Source organism: Nostoc sp. (assembly GCF_036917415.1).
In the GTDB taxonomy this organism is placed as follows: Bacteria; Cyanobacteriota; Cyanobacteriia; order Cyanobacteriales; family Nostocaceae; genus Nostoc.
Genome location: NZ_JBALDJ010000092.1, coordinates 80,940 through 100,042 on the forward strand (window position 1 = coordinate 80,940; position 19,103 = coordinate 100,042).

Consider the following 19,103-nt stretch of genomic DNA (forward strand, 5'->3'; position numbering starts at 1 on the left):
ACAAAAATAGGAACTTTAACTATGTCACAGGATGTACAAAATATTGTAATTGGTGGTGGTGGTTCAGCCGGTTGGATGACGGCAGCTTATTTAAGTAAAGCACTAGATAAAAATATTAATATTACTCTGGTGGAATCATCTAACATCACAAAAATTGGTGTTGGAGAAGCAACTTTTAGTACCATCAAAGTATTCTTTGATTTTCTTGGGTTACAAGAATATGAATGGATGCCAAAGTGTAATGCCACATATAAGATGGCAATTAAGTTTGTCAACTGGAATGCAAAAGGGCAACACTTCTACCATCCTTTCCAGAGATATGAGGTAATTGACGGCTTTGATATCTCTGAATGGTGGCTGAAAATGAAGAAAGACCAAGAAGCATTTGATTATGCCTGCTTTCTAATTCCCTGGCTGTGCGATCGTCAACGATCGCCGAGATATTTAGATGGTAAAGTCTTCGATCGCAAAGTTCAAAATGAATTTTCTCAAGAGCATATCGCCAAGAAAAATATCTTGGATAAGTTAAAAATTCAGTACCCCTATGCATATCATTTTGATGCGAATCTACTCGCAAGATTCATGAAAGATTATGCAATGGAAAGGGGAGTGAAGCAAATTGTTGATGATGTAGTGGATATTAAGTTAACTGAGGATGGGAGCATAGATAGTCTTACAACCAAAGAGCATAGGATTCTCAGTGGCGACCTTTTTATTGACTGTACTGGTTTCCGTGGTCTTTTGATCAACAAAGCCCTTGGTGAGCCATTCATTTCTTATTCAGATTCACTGTTGTGCGATCGCGCGATCGCAATGCAGATACCAACTGATATCAAAAAGGATGGCATCAACCCTTACACTACCTCAACTGCACTTTCCTCTGGTTGGGTCTGGAATATACCTTTGTATGGCAGAAATGGTACTGGGTATGTTTATTCGAGTGCATTCATTTCTGCTGAGGACGCAGAACAGGAATTTCGCCAGCATTTGGGAACCGCTGCTAATAATCGTCAAGCCTCTCATATCAAGATGCGGATTGGACGTAACAGAAACTCATGGGTGAAAAACTGTGTAGCAATTGGCCTTTCCAGTGGATTTGTAGAACCACTAGAATCTACTGGCATCTTCTTCATTCAACATGGAATTGAAGAGTTAGTTAACCACTTTCCCAGCAAATCTTTCAATCAAGAGCTAATTCATAGCTATAACAAAGTTATCGCTGACTGCATAGATGGTGTGCGAGAATTTTTGACACTTCATTACTATGCTAGCGATCGCACTGACACAGAGTTCTGGAAAGCAACTAAGAACAATATCAAAGTTCCAGAAGAACTACAGGAAAAACTAAGGTTATGGAAAAATAGACTGCCAAGCAATAAGACTATCAACCCGAAATACCACGGCTTCGAGTCTTACTCTTATTCGGTAATGTTGTTGGGGCTAAATTATATGCCTGAAAGCAGTCTTCCCATTTTAGAACATATCGGAAATCACAATGCCGAGGCTGCATTTATGGAAATTAGGGAAAGAGCCAATTACCTAACTTCAACTTTACCATCTCAGTATGAATACTTGACTCATGTAATGAAGTCACAAGAACAGTCGGAGTATCTGAGTCTGGTTAGCGATCGCTCACATCAGATTCCTGCACTAATTTCATAATTTAGGAGAATCCAAGATGACGGTGAAACAAGTATGCGTGATTGGGGCTGGAGTCAGTGGATTAGTCTCAGCAAAGACGTTTCTTGAGGAAGGTTACGAAGTGACATTGTTCGAGAAACGGCAGGGACTTGGCGGTGTGTGGGAAAGGTCGAGAACTTACCCAGGACTATCGATCCAAAATCCTAGAGACACCTATGCTTTCTCAGACTATCCTATGCCTGCCTCTTATCCAGAATGGCCTTCAGCAGAGCAAATATGCGCTTATCTTGAATCCTACGCTCAACACTTTGGGGTCACAGAAAAAATTCAGTTCGGTGCAAAAGTAACTAAAGTGGAGCGCAAATCAGGAAATACTCCTAGATGGATTGTTAGTGTTAGCTTTCAAGAAGATGGTAAGGAGATCGGAAAACAAAATTACGAGTTCGACTTTGTGATTGTGTGCAATGGCACTTATGATATTCCCTACATTCCTAACTTGCCGGGGATGGAAGAGTTCATTGCCGCCGGAGGGCAGGTAATACATACTAACGACTTTAACGACGGCTCTGTAATTGAGGGCAAGCGAGTGGTTGTTGTCGGTTTTGGCAAGTCAGCCACCGATTTAGCGAATCTCGCAGCTAGCAAGGCCAAGGAATGTACCCTTGTCTTCCGTCAAGCGCTGTGGAAAGTTCCCAACTTCTTTCTCGGTCTGTTGAACATCAAGTATATTTTCCTGACTCGGTTTGCAGAAATTTGGATGCCCTATCATAAACTTCAAGGGTGGGAAAAGTGGCTGCATAGTTTTGGCAAGCCACTAGTGTGGGCATTCTGGCGGCTAAATGAGACTATCCTGCGCTTACAATTTCCCCTTGATGCTTGTGGAATGGTGCCCAAACAACCGATGAACAAATTAATTGGTTGTAGTATCGGTTTAGTACCTAAAGGCTTTTTTGAATATGTACGCGCAGGTAAAATTCGTGCTGTGAAGACAAAAATCCACAAGTTTTTTGCTAGTGGCGTCGAATTGGATAACGGCGATAAAATACAGGCAGATGTTGTTGTCTTTGGCACAGGATTTCTTCAGGATATCCCTTTTTTAGAAGAGAAATACCACAGACACGTATTTGATCAGGAAGGCACTATCCATCTTTACCGCCATCTAATTCACCCCCATATTCCACAGATGGGTTTTGTTGGTTATAACTATACTTTCTGTGCCCAGTTATCAGCAGAAATTGGTGCTAGGTGGTTATCAGAGTATGTCAAAGGGAATTTAGCTTTACCATCCCCGCAACAGATGCTAGATGATGTTACAGCAGAGTTGGAATGGAGAAAGAAAGATAGACCCTATGCTTTCGTCAGTGGAGCATGTGTAACTCCTTTTACATTCCATTACATTGATGAATTGCTTCAGGATATGGGTCTGAGTAGCCGCCGTCAACCAGGGAACTTGGTTGGGGAGTTTCTGATGCCAATAGATCCATCTGCCTACAAGCATCTGGGCGAGGAATTACAAGCAAAACAAAAACAACATCCATCTCTCAATGATTTTGCGATCGCCTCCGGCGGGGCGTAGCCCATTGCGGCAAGTGTAGAGTTGAGAAGCATTCGTTGATATCGATTACAAGCTTTCAACTCTTACCATCCTACAGAAGCAGTTGTGCGATCGCGTCTTCCTAGTGAAAGATAACAACTGTATATTTGAGAGTGACTCTTAATCTCAAAATTTACATCATTCAATGGCTCTTAACTGAGGAAGCCGAATCTAGCAGGTTGAAAGTAATTGAAGTACCAGGTTGTAAATCCATCACATCACCCCAGCAAACAATTTGGACGGATGATGAGTTAATTGGCGATGCTGTTACATTCAGATGACTGTCAATGACTTCAATTTCTAAATCGTTCCCTTGATGCTGAAGGCTAACGCGAAATCGCTTTAGTGAAGTTGGCAGGGATGGATTGAGACAAATGTTACCGCCGCAAGCGTGTAACCCAAGGTAATGGTGCTGAAGAAGATGGAGTGTGCCTGCCATTGCTCCCAAGTGGATGCCATTTTTTGTCTCTCCACTACTCGCCCCCGATAAATCGGCAAACAGCGTTTCCATGAATAGCTGCCAGGATTTTTCGCAATTGCATCTGGCAAGCGCCCCAGCATACACAAGTCGGGAGAGGCTGGACTCATGCACTGTATGCTGAAGATGATGAGCGATCGTCTGCTGCATTTGTGTCCGATTAAAGGAATAACCATTACGCTCTAGTAATGTTGTCAATTCTGTCTCAGACAGTAAAAAGAACAGCATCGCAGTATCTGCTTGCTTGCTAACGTGATAGCGATTGACATCATCCCCTTTTGCCTCCAAAATTAAATTAAACTGCCGATCGCAGAACGGCTGGACATCAAATTCTTGCAAGCGATCGAACCCTTCATATTGGCTTAAAATACCGTCGTCTTGAAAAACTACGTGCATCTTCCGGGTGACAATATCCCATTGGTTGATTTCTTCTTGACTCAGGTTTAGGCGATCGCAGAATTCACGACGGCAGGAAGGTGACAGTAAATTAAGGACTTCCTGCGTTCGACAGAGCGTCCAGACTGCCATGACGTTTGTATAAGTATTATTGTTGATGCCGGGAGTTTTGGCATCTAGATAAGCGGTGTGATATTCATCAGGCCCAACCACACCGCAAATTTCGTAGCGATCGAGATCGGGATTATAGGTGACAATATTCGCCCAAAAGCGGGTAATCTCAACCATCATCTCTGCCCCGTAGTCCATCAGGAAGGCAAGATCGTTTGTGAGGTTATAGTAGCGCCACAGATTACAGGCAATGATAGCGTTAATGTGATGCTGCAAGTTTGTGCGATCGCGCATCCAATGCCCTGAAAGCAGGCTGAACTGAAAACGGGGTGTTTCTTCACGTCCGGTACTAGCACTGCGCCAGGGAAACATTGCACCTTTATAACCATTTTGACGAGCGAGAATTTTTGCTGCACTGAGACGACGGTAACGATATAACAGCATCGATCGCGCGATTTCTGGAAAGCGACAGGCCAGAAACGGCAGTACAAAGGTTTCATCCCAGAAAATGTGTCCGCGATAATCTTCGCCATGCCAGCCCCGTGAGGGAACTCCTACATCTAAATCTGCTGTATGAGGTGAAACTGTTTGCAAGATATGAAAGATATGCAGCCGTAATGTCCGTAAATTTTCCACTGGCTCAAGCTCAATATCACAGCGCATCCAGAGCCGTTTCCAGGCACATTGATGAGCAATTAGCAGTTCGGCAAAGCTAGGAGCATCCTGGATTGCCTGCCTTGCGGCTTCAGCACTTTCGCCGATCGCGTGGTCACGGGAGGTATAGAGGGCAACAATTTTCTCAATTTGGATCGCTGCACCCCGCTCAATCTGAAACTGCAACCTTTCTCCTATTTGTGCAGTTTCGCGATCGACAGTTCGGGACAAATTTAGTTCATGACTACCCACAACAACACGGGTACGCGCCGCCACAACTATCTCGATTCGAGACTGCTTGGTTCGCACCATCAACCAGATGGCCTCTGGTTGAATGGTTTCAGTTGTTAATGGCTCTAAATGTTGTTGATTGTAAGGTTCGTAGCGTTTGACATTGTTGTTCGTCACCTGTGCGTCGATCGCTGAACGAATTTCTAGTTTACCCGACCAGTTTTCGGCGGTTAGCTGAAGTTGCAATCCGGCAAGATGGGGTTGAGCCATACTGACAAACCGTTGCTCGTCCAGCGTGGTTTCTCGTCCCTGGGGATCGCGAAATTTTATCTCACGATGCAGAACTCCACCTTTGAGATCCAGCGTTTGGCGGTAAGTCAGAATTTCAACCGCATCAATAGAAAACCAATTTCCGCCATCAATGCGAAATGTTAGCGGCAGCCAGTTGGGTAAATTGACAAGGGATTCATCATCGGACGCTTCACCTTCAATACAAGTTACCAAGCGGTTATAAAGACCTGCTCGGTAGGTTCCAGGGTAGTGGATCTCGTCGGCTGTCGCCTCGATCGCCGCCGCACGAGTGACAAAATAGCCATTACCCAGCGCACAGAGTGCCTCCCGATGACCTTCATCTTTTGGATCGTACCCGGCAAAAACAAGGCTCCAAGCATCTTTGGAGTCGTAAGTTTTGTTATCAAAGAACATAAGCTTGGGGTGTGAGTCGTTGAAACATGGAATCAATTTCCGATCGCGTCGGATAGGCTGGTTGAGAACCATACCGAGTTACTGTAACGTGGGAAGCCGCCGTTGCAAAACAGGCAGCATCCTGAAGCGATCGCCTTTCCAGTACCGCCACAGCCAGTGCGCCCGCGAACGCATCCCCCGCTCCTGTGGCATCGACAACATCCACTCTTGCGGGGGGAATATGCAGCGTTTGCTCATGGTTAATCAGTACACAGCCTCCGTCTTTCAGCTTCACACAAGCATTCTTGACTCCTGGATCTAAAAAACGATATGCGGCTTGAATCGCACAATCCACCGAATCAATCTTGATGCCAGTTAATTTCTCTGCTTCCCCTGCATCTGGAACCAGATAAGTCACCTGTGAGAACAAATCTTGCTCCACACGAGCGGCTGGAGATGGATCGAGAATTACCGGAAAATCTCGCTCATATGCAGCATTCATCGCAGGTTCAACAATAAATGGCGCAATCTCGTAATCGACAACCAGTACTGAACCAGTAGGTGCATTGGCGATCGCATCTCGCACAATGGCAATATCCTCCTTTGTCCAGATGTTATTTGCGTTTCCAGCCAAAATAATTCCCTTTTTGCGATCGGGGGGCACGGTAATCATGGAAACACCTGTCGGTTCGCCCTCGACCGCACTTACATATTTCAGGTCTACCTCTATCTCCCGGAGGGGTTTGAGCGCCTGTTCTGCCAGCGTATCGGCGCCGAGATGAGCAATAAGTATAGCAGGAAGACCCAGTTTGCGAGCGAGATAGGCAACATTGGCTGCCTTACCTCCACTCAGTTGAAGAAAATCACTAGCAAGGAGCGTTTCACTTAGGTCTGGACGGCGATCGACTCGTACCTGGAAATCAGCATTAACGCTGCCGAGAGATATGACGCTTCCTTGATTCATAATGTCTTGTGTCTTTAGGATTCGATAGTTAATCTCTCAATGGAGATTGTCAGTTGCCAGACTGCGAAGACAATCTCACTATTTGCATTAAACCGTTTCCTAACATGACAAGCATCTAGCTTAAGTCAATGCTTTATTTAGTGCGGCTGCTTACAATTCCTATCAATACAAGCATTTAGCTTCAGTCAACTCCAAAGCACTCACGATCGCAAGCTGCTCCTTATACCGATTCCGATTTAAGCCAAAAGGTAGGGTCATTCTTTAGGGTCTGCATTTACGCTAAAGAAATCTGTGAACTAAAAGAAACTCCCACTCAATATATTTTTTAATGAGTCCCAAAGGAACGATCGCCTTTGATATTCTTAATACTTGCTTTAGCCCGACTAGATTGGGTGGATTTAATGTTTGCTTTAAAATTTCAGGTTGACAGCGACACCTAGAAGACAAAGACAGATCCATCCGTAGATAAAAACAACGGGAACAAGTTTGGCAAACTTAAGGCTTTATCTCTGTATTATGTCCGTTCTCTGTTCAACTTATCTGTGAGAGCTAGACTTTACCTTTTCGTATGCCCTTTCGATCTTAAAATTCTTTAAATCTTCATTTTGCAGCACTTCATATTCCTTAACTCCCCATTTATTGATAATGGCGATCGCTCCATCAATAGAAGGCTTTATCAATCTGGAGGTAATAATGCCAAGTGTAGGAAGTATGAAACCTATGCCTAACCTAAAATAGACATTGTAATTACTCATCCCTGATGAAAAGGCAATGATTAGAAACGATTGACAGGTTACATACCAACTTACTCGCTGTCCTATTGTCATTTGTGATTACAAATGACTAATGACTAATGACTAATGACTAATGACTAATGACTAATGACAGCCAACTCCAAAAATATTTCACAAATAATTTAGGACTGCTATATATCTAGCTAAAGTTTTGTATCGAAGTCTGATTAAGCATTACTTTAGATAGGTTTCCCATGAGGTAATTCTCAATTTCTTTAAATACATTTGTATTTGGAAACACATAGCAATAATTTACAACTAATCTCATTCTGTAGTTAGAGGTTGGGTAAAAGGATACATAGTTTATTGTTAACTAGCAAGAACAAAGAATCAAACATCCTCTAAGAAGCATTACAACAGATGCTGCGCTAGCTGCTTGAACAAGAGCAGCGATACAAATGCATTGTAGTTTTTTGACCCGGATTGAAAGGAGAGTTAATGACCTCACAGAACCTACAGTCACAAAGACCAAAGCCGCCGTTTCCCGAACAGGTGACACAGTTCGGGCAGCAGGTTCCAATCAAGCGTCCCGCGCAACCAGCAGTTGCGCCGATATACGTACTGCTCGCTTCGGAAGAAGCCAGTTATGTTTCGGGTGCGGTGATTCCCGTTACTGGCGGTCAGCCCGTTCTTCCATAGCGCTTTGCTTTGATGCCAATTTCTATCAGTCTCATTGCAGATGCTTCGGCTAAATCTGCCCTGGCATTTGCGGATCTGCCGATAACCTGCTTTCAAATCAATTCAGTGGAGCGAAATCCAAGTCAAGAAACCTAATATGGAACAAAAAGATATCTTCAAAAAAGCCTCACGCCGTCAAGTTCTCGGCGGGCTATCCATTGGCGTTGTCGCAGCGCAAACGGTACCAGTCTTCGCACAACAAACATCTACCCCAGCAAAGGAACAAGTGACACCCAAACAGGAAACACCCAACCAGTCTGTCAAGCAGAACCCAGTTAAGCAATATCCGAGTCCGCCCTTTTCGCAACAACCGCAAGAGCCACCCGGTCTTGCCAGCAAAATGACCCCGCGACCCGATCACGGTGAGACAAGTTATCAGGGCTCTGGACGGCTAGTGGGACGCAAGGCGCTCGTCACAGGTGGTGATTCTGGCATCGGTCGGGCAGCAGCGATCGCCTTTGCGCGTGAAGGTGCTGATGTTGCGATCAACTATCTCCCTGCCGAGGAGCCAGATGCCCGCGAAGTGATCCAACTGATTCGGGAGTCAGGACGCAAGGCGGTGGCGATTCCCGGCGATATTCGGAACGAAAACTTTTGCAATCAGCTCGTCGAATCCGCCGTGCGCGAACTCGGCGGACTGGACATTCTGGTCAACAACGCTGGTAAACAGCATTCTGTTGACTCAATTCTCGATCTCACGACCGAGCAGTTCGATTCAACGTTCAAGACGAATGTCTACGCGATGTTCTGGATTACCAAAGCTGCTGTGCCGCACCTCAGTTCCGGTGCAAGTATCATCAATACCTCTTCAGTCCAAGCCTATGACCCTAGTGAGAACCTGCTCGACTATGCACAAACCAAGTCGGCGCAGGTAGCCTTTACCAAGTCACTGGCAAAGCAGCTTGCTAAAAAGGGCATCCGTGTAAATGCGATCGCACCTGGACCTTACTGGACACCGCTCCAGGTCAGCGGCGGTCAACCGCAGAGTAAAGTCGAGAAGTTCGGCGGTGACTCACCGATGGGACGTCCCGGACAGCCAGCGGAGCTTGCCCCTATCTACGTGCTCCTTGCCTCACAGGAGTCGAGCTATGCTACCGGGCAAGTGTACGGTGCGGCGGGTGGAAGCGGGAATCCTTAGGGACTAACAAAAAATAAATTATCCCATCGCTGTGTCATATCATGTCCGGGTAAAGACTTATCATTTAGACCGTAGTTTTTGCTGGGAGCAGGGGGCAGGGAGAAAGAGGCTTTTGGGATTTTTGCACAGATGCGGTAATCATAAGTGATTAACCGGACTTGATATCAGCAGAAAAGGAAGACTTTGAATCATCGTCTTCGCTGTTCATTATTGGATAATTTATTTTCTGGAAGTCCCCAATGCGATCGCGCCTAATTCTGATTCTCATCTCTTTGTTAATCTTCGTCGGCTTTTTAGATTTTCAAGAAAAAAAGGGGAGTGTGATTGAACACAGCCCCATTTGAACCGTAAAAAAGAAAAGAAAATCTGCGTTTCATGTAATAGCGAAAGCTAAAATTTGCTCTGCTGCTCGTTGTCCACTGCGAATCGCTCCTTCCATATAGCCACAATATTCAACGGGAGCAGTATGTTCTCCTGCAAAAATGACTTGTCCAGCGGAGTACGGTAAGTCAGAACGCCAGCTTTTCAAGTCTCTAGGAGCGAAGTAGCAGTAAGATCCCTGCGACCAGGGATCGGCACTCCAGTCATGAGTTGCAGTTGCGAGCACTTTAGGAGCATTTGGGTAAAGCGCAGATACTGTTTGTTGTGCAAACTCAACGGGGTGTCCAGCAACATTTCGGCTAGGTGTCCCACTGCTCGTACAAGCAAGAATTCCCGCTTCACCTCCTTGAGTTAGGGTAGATTCCCAGATAGTTTGATAAGGTGTGTCTCCCACAAGCAGCCCAAAACTGGATTGCTGCCAGAAACGGTTGGAGTACTGAAGTAAGGTCTTAACTGATGTTCCATAAGGCAAGTAGGTTATTGCCTCTCGTTGTGCCTGTGTAAGCGGAACTTCAATGGACAAATGACGCAAGACACTCCAAGGAATAGTGACAACAATCCAATCGCTAAAAACTTCAACCTGCCCGTGAAGAGTTTTTAGACTCACGGCAATAGTTTGTTCTTGCTGCTGAATCCGCACAACTGGGGTGTTTAGATGGATGCGATCGCCTAAAAAGCGAGCAAGTGCGGTTGCAAGTTGAGTACTACCACCTTGAATTCGCAGACTGCGATCGCCAGAAGTACCGCTGTAAGCAAAGAAGCCAACTCCAATGGCCTCCGGGTCGGCAGCATACATTCCATAGGATTGCTGACGAACAACTTTGCAGGCAAAGGGAGCAATCGATTGTGCAGTCAGCCACTGAGCTAATGTTTGGGCAGGATCGGCAAGCTGTTCCAATAATCGATCTAACTTCTGATATACATCATTTAAAGAAGCTTGCTGTTGAGACAAGAGCGTTTTATGAGTAAAAAAATTACCATCAATGTAATAATAGAGGTCATCTGGAAGCTTAAAGGCAGACTCAAGCTTGAGGTCGAATTGAGTGGCATAGGATATCAATGCTGTATGGTTATCATCGACAAACTCTGCACCCAATTCGCCATGCTGTTCTTCTCCCAAAAAAACTGTTTGGACTCGTCCTCCAACTCGTTCGCGGGCTTCAAACACTTGCACATCAAACCCAGCACGAACCAGTTCATAACCAGCCGTCAGCCCTGCCAACCCAGCCCCAATTACAGTTACTCGTTTGCTCATTGGTCATCATTATCCTGCTACATACCTTTGCCCAAATCAAATCAATTGTCTTTTCTGAGAAATTCTTTATCGTAATGTCGCATACTCTATTGGCTGTCTCTTCTATCTACCGGAGTGTTATTTTTAAGGTTTTCGAGTATCCACTCTATGCATATCTGAGAGTTGCAAGGATGAACTTGGAATGATTGGACTCGGACGGATGGGCCGGAACATGGCAAAGGTCGCTGGAGTGCGATCGCTGTGGTAGATTTTTAACAGTGCTGTCTGTTCGCCCCATCTCCTCAATATCCACACTATGAAAATCGACCGATTGCAGGAACTTAAGCAAAAACTGACGAATGACGCAGACTTGTCCTGCATCTGGTTATTTTATATGGATCGTTTTGCGGATCGGCCGGAATTTACTGACCTGGGTGAGCCTGCCTATAATGAATATTTAGATGCTGTCCTCCAAAAAACTTGTCAGCAGATGTTTGGCAGGGCAATAAAGATTACTGACTTTTTCTCGATCTACATAGCTGCGTATCGTTTCTTTCATGGAGCTTTCCAAGTTGAAGGACGTATTGGGGGTGTGATTTATTTTGAGGATATAAAAATTGGGTTACTTGCAGTGTCAGCGGATTATCCCCCTAACGATGCGGTTAAATATTCACGTTTTTCTGAGATGATTCAACTGTCAGCACCTAATCGCAACGATCGCAATTGAGATTCAGGGTTAATGTACAGTCAAAGGAATTCCGTTATCTTTTGGTTTTAACTTGAGAATAAATGGCACAGCTTTCAACACCCAATCGGACACGGGTGTATAATTAGCAGCTTCTTCTCCAAAGCTAATAGAGAGCATATCTGTATGAATAATCCCTGGATTAAGAGGTATAGCTGCCATACCAGTTGGCAATTCTTGTGCCAAAGAACGAGTTAATCCTTCTATTGCCCACTTGGAAGCGCAGTATGGTGCAACTTGGGCTGAAGTAGAACGTCCCCAGCCAGAACTAAAGTTAACAATAATACCCCGTTTGTTTTTTACCATTGCTGGTACGAAATAACGAATTATATTTACTACTCCTTTGATATTGATATCTATTAGATCGGAAAATTCTTCGGATGGTATTTCCCACAAAGGTGCTGGGTAATTAGTAATTGCCGCATTATTAATCACTATATCTGGCGGTTCATATTTTTGAAGTACGTGTTCTGCCCATTTTTTTACAAGCTGTTCATTTGCCACATCTACAGATGTGAAATCGTTGGGCGCACTAAACTTCTGGCGTATTTTATCAATAGCATCTGATGAACGAGCGCAACCAATAACAGTATGTCCTTCTTGAATAAAACTCTCGGTCATCGCATAACCTAGACCTTTGCTGATACCTGTAATTAAGATGAGCTTAGTCATATTTTTCTGCTATTCCTGCTCTCTTAGAAATAATTCGTGGGAAAAAATAACCACTACCTCTTGCTGTGACGATCAACTCTGGCAAGTTTGGGTCAGATTCTATTTTTGTCCGCAATCGGGAGATATGCACATCTACTACACGGGTATCTGCATGAATCTCTGGTACAAAGCCCCATAGTTGCTGCAAGATTTCTAATCGGGAAAAAACTTTTCCAGAATGACTGACCAATAACTCTAGCAAGCTAAATTCCACACCTGTCAGGCGAATGCGCTGCTCATTTTTATGGACTTGCCGCTTACTTGTATCGATTTTGAGATTGCCCAGATGGATTAGCCTAGAATTATCAATGACATTGACACTGGTTTTTTGTAAAAGTCGCCTAAGTATACAGGCAATTCGGGCTTCTAGTTCTTTGGGTGAGAAAGGTTTGGTCATATAGTCATCAGCACCTATATTCAGTCCAGCGATTCGCTCTGCGACATCTGCCAAAGCTGTAAGCATGATAATTGGTACATCCGATTGTTTCCGTATTTCTTGACAGACACCATAACCATCCAGTTTTGGCATCATCACATCCAAAACTATTAAGTCTGGAGCTTCTCGACGAAAAGCTAACAAAGCTTCTTCGCCATCCTTTGCTTTTACTACATCGTAGCCAATCATCTCAAGACGTGTCTGCAAAATCTGGCGGATGCTGGCTTCATCGTCTACTACCAGGATCTTTCCTTTATGTCCTGACAAGTTTCTCAATCCTCCTTGACGGCGAAAACTCTTAAACCTTCATTATCCGCTTATTAAGGCTCAAAAACGCAAAACAATCTTGACTTCTAGAGAACGATCGAGAAGCGATCGCTGTAAGCTATCTATTTGGGATGTTCCAGTTTTGCAATGATTCATCCCGCCATTATGCAACGCCAAATTTTTCAGTAACGGTAGCTTGTCTCACTGTTGCATTGGAATCTCAATCACAAACTCAGTTCCTTCTCCCGGAGTTGATTTACAGCTTAACTGACCCTTGTGTTTATCCACTACCACTTGATAGCTAATTGACAACCCCAAGCCCGTACCATTTCCTACTGTTTTAGTGGTAAAAAATGGATCGAATATTTTCTGCTGCACCTGTGCAGTCATACCATAACCGTTATCAGCAATCCGAATCTTCAACGTGTTTACTTCTCCTAGTTCAGTACGAATACGAATCTGAGGATTTTTTCTGGGAGAATCTTCTTCATAGTTGTAGTCCTCTAAAGCATCGATCGCATTACTTAAAATATTCATAAACACTTGGTTGAGTTGACCGGCATAGCAAATAACATTCGGCAGTTGTGCGTATTGTTTAAAGACCTCAATTTCTGGGCGATGTCTATCGACAAGCCGCTTCTCTACGAGACGCTCCGCGAATGCGTCTACGCTCTTTTCCTTGAGTCGGTGCTGCAAAATCATTAAGGTACTGTCGATGCCTTCATGAATATTTACAGGCTTCATTTCCGATTCATCTAGACGAGAGAAATTACGTAAGCTCAGAATAATATTTCGGATACGGGAACTTCCTACCTTCATAGAATCGAGAACCCTTGGGAGGTCTTCTTTCAGGAATTGTACATCCATTTCCTCAATTTTCTGCTCTAGAATTGCTGAGGGATGGGGATATTCTTGCTGATAGATATTAATCAAATCTAGCAATTCTTGAACATAATCACTGGCGTGATTAATATTACCATGAATAAAATTGATCGGATTATTAATTTCATGGGCAATTCCCGCCACCATTTGCCCTAAAGAAGACATTTTTTCACTTTGAATTAATTGACTTTGGGTACTTTGTAATTCTTCTAGAGCTGCTTGCAGATGCTGATTTTTTTCGTTAAGTTCTGCTGTTCTTACTACCACCCTTTCCTCTAGTATATGACTGTATTCCTCCAATTGCTCATTCGCTTCAGCCAAATTATTGTAGAGAATGGCATTTTCTAAAGAAATTGCAGCTTGGATAGTTAATAGTTTGAGAACTTCTAGGCGATCGCGTGTAAATGCTCCTGTAGTTAAATTATTTTCTAGATAAATCAGCCCCAGCAATTTACCTTGATTAAGCATCGGAATACATAATATGCTTTTTGGTTCTTCACGGTTAATATAACTATCTACCGCAAAATAAGCTTTAGCTTTAATGTCATCAATTACTAATATTTCTTGGGTTCGTTTAACATAATTAATCAAAGAGATAGGAACAAGATCGCTAGATTCTAAAGGAATAGATAAAAAATCTGTGTGAGTATCTCTAAAAGTGGAACCAGAACTAATTGCAGTAACAGTTAAGTCTAAGTTATTAGCTTCACTCAATATCAGCACACATTTAGAAGCTCCGGCATTCTCCATCACAACTTCCATTAAAGTAGAAAGTAGTGCCTCCAATTCAATCTCTCCAGACACTGCTTGAGAAGCTTTAATGACAGTTTCTAAATCTAACATATCTGAAATACTAGTGTTAGAGCCAATGACAGTTTCATTAGTCACCAGAGTAGATTTATTGCTAAGTGTAGATAGATGTAGGCTCAGTTCAGGTAGATTCTTTTCACTGTAAGAATAGCTAAGTTCTTCTTGCTGCATGGAAAGAAGTAATTGAGGATAGCGTTTTTGTAAGTCATAAACTTTGGCTAATGCTCCCCAGCGAACATAGCAATAGTAGGCATCAGTGAGGTATATTTGGGCGATTCTTTGTTTGCCCCATTCAAGATAAAATTTAGCAGCTAATTCACAAGCAAGAGCTTCTTCGTTAATGTACTCATTTTCTTTGCTAAGGGAAATAGCATATTCATAATTATCTATCGCTTCAATATATTGACCAAAAACTCGATGTCGTTCCGCCTCTACTAAATAAAATTTATGCAAGTGATTCATGGGAGCCCGATCTGCCCAGTTTTGCATTTTTTTCTGATTTTCTGTCACTCTATGAAGGACTTCTTTTTGTTCAAATTCATCGAAATCAGAATATACTGCTAGATGTGTCAATGAATCATAGAAATAAAATTGAGCAGTCACGAACATACCGACACCAGCATATAAGTACTTTTCTGCCATGACTGTATTTTTAAGAGCTTGAGAGTAATTAGCCAGCAGATAAGATATGTGAAGTTTGCAAAAATATAGGAAAAAAAGTGCTACTCCATCTTTAGCTTTCAGATGAAGTGGTAACATTTTATCTTCATCATAGACTTCACCGATTAAACTCTGCGGATTTTGAACATCTCCTAGAAGATTCAAGATTGTTTGCCGAAATATTTCATTCCAATAAAATACTCTTTCTTGCTTTATTTGCTTAATAGTCTTGCTATATATTTTTATATCTTGTTCAAGTTTTATTAGTTCTTGTCCTGTAAAGTATGCATGTTGAGAGTAACCATAAAGAGCATAAGCTGCAAATTCCATATCTCCTACTTCAAGATTAGTAGTATAAGCCTCAAGTAAAGGTTTCAATGTTTCCTTCAGATGCTCTTTCCAATGTCTGACAAGATGATTAAATGTTTCCATAACCTTGCCAGTTACTTCTCTTTTTTGGAAATTAGGCAACAAACTATCAGCTAGTTTTCCAAATTTATATCCAGAATCAATGTCTCCTATTACCCCACACAACATTACTCCATACATCACATACGCAAAAGCAGACAAAGGAGAATTACCAAATTTAATTGATAAATTGATCTGTTTCAGAATAATAAATAGTAATAATTCCGGTGCAACTGTATAAGCAAGACCAATTGTACTAGATAGAATACGCATGATTATCAGTGGTTGCGCTTCTGTAATTTCCGGCAGTTCAATTAAGTCTTGAATGGATCTATTAGCCAATTTTGCAGATGTTGTCTCTATTGCTAACTGAATATCTGCTTGGCTGGGATTTGTAGGAAACTCTACTCCTAAAGTTTTCAAAAAGGTTTTTGCAATATGGACAGCTTCCAGTTCTTTTCCTTGTGCACCATAAGACTGTATTTCAACTTCATAAGCTTTCACTCGATCTAGTGGAGTTTTCGCTTTTACTAACACAACCTGGACACATTTTTCTGTATATTCAAAATCACCATTGAGATATGCGGCTTCTGCTGCCGTATTATACAAAGCTAAGGTGATATTATATTTAGTATCCCAACTATCATCTGCTAATAGCTCAATTCCAGTAGTTAAATACTTAAGTGCCGAAGAATAAGCTGTTGATATTAAAGCTTTACGTCCAGCAATTAGACTCATTTCAGCTAACTCATTACGTTTAGCTTGATGGGTGATAAATTCAGCTGCAATATTGAAATGATTGACAAGCTCAAAAATATTTTCTTCACGTTCGGCAACTGGGGTATTCTTCAAGAGGAGTAGCCCAATTTTTAAGTGTATTTGCTTGATTTGGTCTTTGGGAATTAGAGAATAAGCTGCTTGCTGAACTCTGTCATGTACGAATTTATATCTGGGGAGTTGGGAATTGGTCGTTGATAAATTTTCTGATTCTCTAGCTGAAAGGCTTAATAGTTGTCTATCATTTTCTGGTGCAAAATTATAACCATCTTTCTGAGGAATAATCAATCCTTCAAGTAATGCTTGCCATAAGTCAGATGAAGTATCTATTACAGATTTTTCATTAACGAGTGACAATGTTTTTAAGTCAAAGTCATTACCAATACAAGCAGATATTTTTAATACATTTTGTACATTTTGGGGCAACTTTTCTATTTGTATGCCCATAAACTCTACTACATCATCTGTAAGAGATAAAGTTTTAATTTTGGTAATATCGTACTTCCAATAACCAGCATCAAAATTTAATTCAATTAATCCGTCATCATATAATAACTTGAGAAATTGAGATGCAAAGAAGGGATTACCTTTAGTTTTGAAAAACACCATTTGAGTCAGAGGGACAGCAATGGTTTCTGGACAACGCAGCGTATCAGCAATTAGATTATTTAAATCAATCTGATTTAAAGGTAAGAGTTGAATTGTATTAATTATTCCTCCTGTCTTAACAATTTCTTGTAGTGTTAAATGTAGCGGATGTAGATTTGAAACCTCATTATCCCTATAGGCGCTAATGAGTAGTAAACTACCTTTACTTTCAGATATATTCTCTGTATCCTTAGCAAAGCGAGAAGAAGTTTCATCCATTAATAATTGAATAAACTTCAAGGAAGCCGTATCAGCCCATTGCAAATCATCTAAAAAAATCACCAGAGGATGATCTTTAGTAGAAAACACTTGGATAAATCTCTGAAACAATAAATTGAAGCGATTTTGAGCAGCGCTACCAGTAAGTTCAGCAGCTACAGGTTGTTTGCCAATAATTATTTCAAGTTCAGGAATTACATTAATGATTACCTGAGATTGCGTACTCAATGCTGATAAGATTTTGGTTTTCCACTGTTGAATTTGGGCATCTGTTTCGGAGAGTATTTGCTCAATTAAATCCCGCAAAGCTTGTACCAATCCTGACAACGGGATATCACGTTGGAATTGGTCAAATTTTCCTTTGATGAAGTAACTACGCTGTTTAGCAATGGGTTTGTGGACTTCGTTCACCACAGCAGTTTTACCAATCCCTGAGTAACCAGAGACTAAAACCATTTCCGTGTTTCCCTTCGTCACCCGGTCAAAAGTAGTGAGTAGAATTTCAATCTCTCTTTGACGACCATAAAGTTTTTCAGGAATGGCAAAATGATTTGAGATATCCCGACTTCCTAATTCAAAGACTGTAATATTTTGTTTCTCTTGCCATTGGTTTTGACATTTCTCCAAGTCATACCTGAGTCCACGAGCACTCTGATATCGGTCTTCGGCATTTTTTGCCATCAGCTTGCCGATAATATCAGATAAAATTGTGGGAATATTGAAGTTAATATAGCTGGCTTTTGGCGGTTCTTTGGCAATGTGAGAGTAGATTAACTCCATCGGTTCAGTGGTACTAAAGGGTAACTGCCCTGTCAAGAGTTCAAAGAAGGTGATACCCAAGGAATAAAAGTCGGTACGGTAGTCTATACCTCGATTCATGCGTCCTGTTTGTTCAGGGGAAATATAAGCTAGAGTTCCTTCTAGGACGTTGGGATTTGTGAGAAATTGAATTTCTTTTGGTAATAGAGTAGCAATACTAAAATCGATGATCCTGGTTTTACCTGTTATCGGATGAATCAAAATATTAGCAGGTTTAATATCTTTGTGAATGATCCGATGGTGATGTAGCCGTTCCAAAGTTGCACTAATTTCAATGGCAATATCAAAAAACTCACTCAATGAAACAGAAGTTTTTCCTTTTTTATGTTCTTCTTGCTGCCAGATATTAAGGGCAATACTCCCAAAATCTTCCATTACTATAATATATCTATTGTCGTATTTTTCTAGGCTTATTGGTTTGACTATGCCTGGAATTTCAAGATTTTTGGTAATGGTGTATTGATTATGAAACTGATTAATTTCAGCAAAACTAGGATCTTCATTACGCATCAATTTTAAAATAACTAATTGCCGATCTTTTTCTCTTATAGCCCGATAAACTAAAGTTTTTTTACCTGAATATAATTGCTTAGTAATGCGATAGCCAAGTATTATAAATAGTTCGTTTGATTCTATTAACATTGCATCTAGTTATGATAATTTTCTTTCTATGGTTTAGTATACCCAGAACAGAGTTACTACTATCAGTGAGCAGGGCGATTTTGTGATGTGCTAAAAATTAA

General features: G+C 41.9%; 11 protein-coding genes. 5 read left to right on the forward strand and 6 right to left on the reverse strand.

Features of this window, described 5'->3' with window-relative positions; translation table 11 throughout:
• Positions 1–21 precede the first annotated feature (21 nt).
• Both V7K41_RS19820 and V7K41_RS19825 read left to right on the forward strand, forming a co-directional pair.
• A complete protein-coding gene (locus V7K41_RS19820; RefSeq protein ID WP_334850885.1) occupies positions 22–1,662 on the forward strand; it encodes a tryptophan halogenase family protein in 1,641 nt (546 codons plus the stop codon).
• A 16-nt stretch (positions 1,663–1,678) separates the two neighbouring features.
• A complete protein-coding gene (locus V7K41_RS19825; RefSeq protein WP_334850887.1) occupies positions 1,679–3,217 on the forward strand; it encodes a flavin-containing monooxygenase in 1,539 nt (512 codons plus the stop codon).
• 160 nt (positions 3,218–3,377) lie between these two features.
• Here V7K41_RS19825 and V7K41_RS19830 read toward each other — a convergent pair whose 3' ends face one another.
• Together V7K41_RS19830 and V7K41_RS19835 are read right to left on the reverse strand one after the other, a co-directional pair.
• Complete coding sequence (locus V7K41_RS19830; RefSeq protein ID WP_334850888.1) at positions 3,378–5,882, reverse strand: glycoside hydrolase family 65 protein; 2,505 nt, start codon at positions 5,880–5,882, stop codon at positions 3,378–3,380.
• A complete protein-coding gene (locus V7K41_RS19835) occupies positions 5,800–6,753 on the reverse strand; it encodes a ribokinase (RefSeq protein WP_334850889.1) in 954 nt (317 codons plus the stop codon). Before V7K41_RS19835 ends, V7K41_RS19830 begins: the two co-directional genes overlap by 83 nt.
• Before the next feature lie 1,192 nt (positions 6,754–7,945).
• Between V7K41_RS19835 and V7K41_RS19840 the strand changes: the two genes are divergently transcribed.
• A complete protein-coding gene (locus V7K41_RS19840) occupies positions 7,946–8,239 on the forward strand; it encodes a hypothetical protein (protein WP_334850891.1) in 294 nt (97 codons plus the stop codon).
• An 83-nt stretch (positions 8,240–8,322) separates the two neighbouring features.
• On the forward strand, positions 8,323–9,363 hold the full coding sequence (locus V7K41_RS19845; protein ID WP_334850892.1) for an SDR family oxidoreductase: 1,041 nt from the start codon (positions 8,323–8,325) through the stop codon (positions 9,361–9,363).
• A gap of 373 nt (positions 9,364–9,736) precedes the next feature.
• Here V7K41_RS19845 and V7K41_RS19850 read toward each other — a convergent pair whose 3' ends face one another.
• Positions 9,737–10,999 carry a flavin monoamine oxidase family protein gene (locus V7K41_RS19850; protein WP_334850893.1) on the reverse strand — a complete coding sequence of 421 codons (1,263 nt, stop codon included), beginning with the start codon at positions 10,997–10,999 and terminating at the stop codon, positions 9,737–9,739.
• Positions 11,000–11,294: 295 nt separating this feature from the next.
• Here V7K41_RS19850 and V7K41_RS19855 point away from each other — a divergent pair, with 295 nt between their 5' ends.
• Positions 11,295–11,705, forward strand: a complete 411-nt coding sequence (locus V7K41_RS19855) for a hypothetical protein (RefSeq protein WP_334850894.1) — start codon at positions 11,295–11,297, stop codon at positions 11,703–11,705.
• A gap of 9 nt (positions 11,706–11,714) precedes the next feature.
• On the opposite strand, the gene V7K41_RS19860 is transcribed toward V7K41_RS19855, so the two are convergent.
• The 3 genes from V7K41_RS19860 to V7K41_RS19870 all read right to left on the reverse strand — a co-directional run bounded on the left by V7K41_RS19860 (position 11,715) and on the right by V7K41_RS19870 (position 19,002).
• Positions 11,715–12,395 carry an SDR family oxidoreductase gene (locus V7K41_RS19860; RefSeq protein ID WP_334850896.1) on the reverse strand — a complete coding sequence of 227 codons (681 nt, stop codon included), beginning with the start codon at positions 12,393–12,395 and terminating at the stop codon, positions 11,715–11,717.
• Positions 12,388–13,137 (reverse strand): response regulator transcription factor RpaB, encoded by a 750-nt coding sequence (rpaB, locus tag V7K41_RS19865; RefSeq protein WP_334850898.1) that lies wholly within the window; start codon positions 13,135–13,137, stop codon positions 12,388–12,390. The genes V7K41_RS19860 and rpaB overlap by 8 nt, the downstream gene beginning before the upstream one ends.
• Positions 13,138–13,338: 201 nt before the next feature.
• Complete coding sequence (locus V7K41_RS19870; RefSeq protein ID WP_334850899.1) at positions 13,339–19,002, reverse strand: ATP-binding sensor histidine kinase; 5,664 nt, start codon at positions 19,000–19,002, stop codon at positions 13,339–13,341.
• Between the last annotated feature and the right edge of the window lie 101 nt (positions 19,003–19,103).